2 protein-coding genes are annotated in these 4,495 nt (G+C 75.2%); both read right to left on the bottom strand.

Annotated elements, in window-relative coordinates; genetic code table 11:
- Positions 1–1,588: condensation domain-containing protein (locus ACFFNX_RS43185; protein WP_378212049.1), on the bottom strand; the 1,588-nt coding region annotated here is incomplete at its 3' end.
- A gap of 14 nt (positions 1,589–1,602) precedes the next feature.
- Positions 1,603–4,495 (bottom strand): acyltransferase domain-containing protein (locus ACFFNX_RS43180; RefSeq protein ID WP_378212048.1); only part of this gene is annotated, 2,893 nt, incomplete at its 5' end.

Raw genomic sequence — 4,495 nt, 5'->3', positions numbered from 1 at the left:
GCTCCGCCCGCAGCAGGGCGTCTTCCAGGTCGGCGCGGAGGACGCGGCGGCCGTCCGCGCGCACCAGATCGGGGAGGCGCCCGTCCGGGCCCGCCTCGGTGAGGATCTCGGCGGTCCCGTCGGGTCGTACCCGGCCCCGTTCCCCCGTACGCCGGGACCCCTCCCAGACGTCGCCGGGCACGCCCTCGGGCGGTACGCGGCCGTGCCCGTCCAGCACGACGGGTCCGCCGCCCGCCGCGAGCCGGTCGCGCAGGCGCCGTTCGTCCTCCTCGGGGCGCAGGGGCAGCGTCGCGAGAGGAGCGCCCGGGTCGGCGCTCACGGCGGCGAGCAGCGTACGCAGATGTTCCACCATCCGCTCGGCGGTCGCGCGGTCGAACAGGTCGGTGTCGAAGACGAGCGCTCCGCGCAGGTGGCCGGGGTGCTCCCAGACGTGCAGTTCGAGGTCGAAGCGGGTGGACTCCTCCTCGTCGTCGACCCGTTCGACGTCCAGCCCGCCCAGCTCCAGATGCTGGCCCGCGAAGTTCTGCAGCGCGAACAGGACCTGGAAGAGCGGGTTCCCGCCGTCCTCCCGGCCGGGCCGCAGCCGCTCGATGATCTTCTCGGTGGGGGTGTCCTGGTGGGCGAGCACGTCGAGCGTCGCCGTGCGGACGCGGCCGAGCAGTTCGGCGAACGCGGGCTCGCCCGTGAGGTCCACGCGAACCGGGAGCGTGTTGACGAACAGGCCGAGCAGCGGGGCGACCTGCTCGTTCTCCCGGTTCGCCAGGAGGGTGCCGATGACCAGGTCGCCGCCCGCACCGTACCGGTGCAGCAGCGCGCTCCACGCCGCGAGCACCGTCATGTAGAGGGAGGCGCCGTGCCGCCTCCCGACGGCGCGGATGGCGTCGCTCGTCTCCGGGGAGAGCGCGAAGTCGACGCGAGCGCCGCGGAAGGTCGGCTCCTGCGGGCGTGGCCGGTCGGTCGGCAGGGCGAGGCGCGGCGGGTTCGCGCCGAGGCGGGACCGCCAGTGGTCCAGCTCGGCGTCGAGGGCGTCGCCGGTCAGCGTGGCGCGCCGCCACTCGGCGTAGTCGGCGTACTGGATGGCCGGTTCGGGCAGGGGGACGTCGCGGTAGGCCGCGTCCAGCTCGCCGACGAGGACGCCGAGCGACCAGCCGTCGGTCGCGATGTGGTGCTGGCAGAGCATCAGCAGGTGGTCATCGGCCGCGAGCCGCAGCAGCCTCACGCGCAGCGGCGGCCCGGCGGCCAGGTCGAACGGCGCCCGTACGAACTCCCCGACGAGCGTCGCGACGGCCGGGTCCCGCGTCACCGGCGACGGCCCGTCCGCAGGCGGTGCGGCGAGCGCGATCCGGTCGAACGGCACCGGCAGCCGGTCGTGCACACGCTGCCGCAGCTCGCCGCCCTCGTCGGTGTAGGTGGTGCGGAGGATCTCGTGCCGGTCGGTCACCCGCTCCAGGGCCCGTTCCAGCCGCTCGGGGTCGAGCCGTCCGCACAGGCGCAGCAACAGCGGCACGTGGTACGACGGGTTGGCCCGGTCCAGGCGGTGGAAGAACCACATCCGCTCCTGGGCGTACGACGCGGGGAACTCCAGCATGGTCGGCACTCCTCTCACCGCCCGGCGGCGCGGCGGCGCGGGCTCACGGCGATCGGGCCGGACGCGGGCGAGTCCTCCGCGCGCACCTCCTCGATCACCCGGATGAGCCCGCGCACGGTCGGGTCGCCCGCGTCGAAGAACCGGCGTACGGACAGGGCGACACCGAGCTCCTCGCGGAGCCGGGTGACGAGCTGCATCGCCAGCAGCGACTCGCCGCCCAGGTCGAAGAAGCTGTCGTTCACCCCGACCCGGTCGACACCGAGGATGGTCTGCCAGGCCCGCGCGACGACGCGTTCGAGGTCGGTGGACGGCTCGGCGTACGGCGTCGACAGCTCCGGACGCCGGTTGAAGGCCGAACCACCGCCGAACAGGCCACCACCCGAGCTCGCGGCGTCCTCTCCCGGCGTCTCGGCCGCCTCCTCGCGTGGCGCTTTCCGGGCGGGAACGACCTTCAGCGCGACGGCCCCCAGCCGGTCCAGCCCGGCGAGGCCGTCGAGCGCGCCCGGCACGACCTCGACGGTCGCCCCGGCCTCCTCCAGGAGGCGCACGTGCCGGTCGCGTTCGGCGTCGAGCGCGCGGCGCCGCGCGGTGAGCAGCGCGTGGTCGGCATCCTGTGCCACGTCCGGGTCCCGGGGGTGGGCGCGGACGTCGGCGTACCCCTCGCTCGCGAGCAGGTCGGCCCAGCGGCCGGGCGGGAGCAGCGGCGAGTGCCGCCGCAGGTCGTCGGCGAAGTACCACCAGCCCGCGTACAGGCCGGCGGTCATCATCGACGGCCGCCGCTGCCGCGCGGCCTCGATCAGGAACAGCTCGCCGCCCGGTGCCAGCGACGCGCGGACGTGGCCCAGCGTCTCCCGCAGGTCGGGTGTCGCGTGCAGCACGTTGAAGGCGAGCACGACGTCGAACTCCCCGGCCGGGTATCCCTGGGGCGCGGGGTCGGCGGAGATGTCGAGCACGCCGAAGCGCATGAAGTCGATCGCGCGTTCGGCCGCGGCCCGCTGCGCGGCGAGGACGAACGAGCGGCCGAGGTCGGTGAAGTGGTACTCCACGTCCGGGATGCCCTTGAGGGCGTCCGCGACCTCCCAGGTGAGGTAGCCGCGGCCGGCGCCGACCTCCAGGACTCGCAGTGGCCCTCCGCGGGCGCGCCGCGCGACGGCCTGCGCGACGAGCCGCGTGTGCACGGCGACGTCGCTGACGCCGACCCGGCGGTCGACGGCCGCCTGGGAGATGTCGCTGTCGCCGTCCGGGAGCAGGACCTGATGGCCTTCCACGCGTCCGGCGAACACGTCGGCGTACCGCGCGGCGCAGCGGTCGAGCAGGTCGAGCTCGTCGGCGTGGCCGGGGTGGCCGGCGAGGATCGCGGCGCGCAGTTCGCCGACGCCGTCCGGTCCGTCGATCACGACCCGGCCGTCGCCGTCGTGGGTGAGGTGGCCGTCGTCCTCCAGCATGGCGAGCATGGCGTCCAGGAAGGGCCGGTAACCGGGCACGACCTGGAGCACGGCCGCGATGTCGTCGGCCGTGCGCGGCTCGCCGGTGACCCCCGCCGTGCGCAGGAGGCGCAGCGCGTAGAGCGCGCACAGCCGGTCCAGGTCCCGCTGGAGCTCCGGTGGAGTCCGCTCGATCCGGATGCGCCCGCGCAGGATCTCCTCATCCTCCTCCCGCCGGCGGGCCTCGTCGTCCCACCCGGTGTCCTCGGCGGACGCGGTGGACTCGCCGGGCCCGTCCGGCTCGGTGACCAGCAGCCGGCCGCGCGTACGGCGGGCCAGGTCGAGGGCGTGCGCGAACGCCGGGTCGCGCAACCCACCGGGGACCGGCGAGGTGCCCCCGGGCGCCTCGGCCCGGGCAGGCGGATTCAGCCAGTAGCGCCGCCGCTGGAAGGGGTAGCCGGGCAGCGGCACACGGCGGCGCGGCCGGTCGCCGTACGGGGCGTGCCGGTCGATGGGTCCGCCGGCCGCCCACACGGTGCCGAGCGCGTTCAGGAGGGCCTCTGCGTCGTCGTGGGCGTCGCGGGGGTGCCGCATCGCGGGGACGATGACGGCCTCGCGGCCGAGCTGGATGCCCGCCAGGCGGCTGAGCCCGCGCCCCGGACCGGCCTCCACGAACACCGGCCGGTGTTCGGCCTGGATCCGGGCGACGCCGTCGGCGAACCGGACGGTCTCACGGGTGTGCCGCAGCCAGTACGCCGGATCGGTGGCCTGCCCGGGTGTGATCCAGGTGCCGGTGACGTTGGACACGAACGGCGTGCGCGGCTCGCGCAGGGTGACGCGGGACAGGGCGTTCTCGTACTCGGGCAGAATCGAGTCGAGCATCGGGGAGTGCACGGCGGTGGGCACCCGCAGCCTGCTGTGGTCGACGCCGTCGGCCTCCAGCCGCCGTTCCAGCGCCTCGATCTGTTCGACGGGCCCGGACACCGAGCAGTGCAGGGGGCCGTTGACGGTGGCGAGCGAGAGCTCCCCGGTCAGGTAATGCTCGACCGCGTCCGGGGCCAGCAGCACACTCGTGGTCGCGCCGCCCGCGAGCGTCAACAGTCGCTCCCGCTCGGCCACCAGCGGCAGCGCGTCCTCCAGGTCCATCACCCCGGCTAGGCACGCGGCGGTGTACTCGCCCAGGCTGTGGCCGAGCAGCGCGACCGGCCGGACGCCGTACGCCTCCAGCTGCCGGGCGATCGCGTACGAGACCGCGACCACGCCGGGGAAGCCGCCGCCGTTCTCGTCGAGCCAGGTTCCGGAGTCCCGGCCGAGGATGGCGGCGCAACGGCCGAGCTCGGCACGGAACACCTCGGCGTCCAGGTCCCGTCCCATCGACGCGTACTGCGTGCCGCCTCCGGGCAGGAGGAAGGCCGCCGGACGGGCGGCCGCCGTGTGGTCCGTGGCGGAGCGCAGGAGGCGGGCGGCGGTGACGGCGTCGCGG

The sequence above is a fragment of the Actinoallomurus acaciae genome (assembly GCF_042429965.1).
Classification (GTDB): Bacteria; Actinomycetota; Actinomycetes; order Streptosporangiales; family Streptosporangiaceae; genus Actinoallomurus; species Actinoallomurus acaciae.
This window is presented reverse-complemented; position numbering and strand designations above follow the sequence as displayed.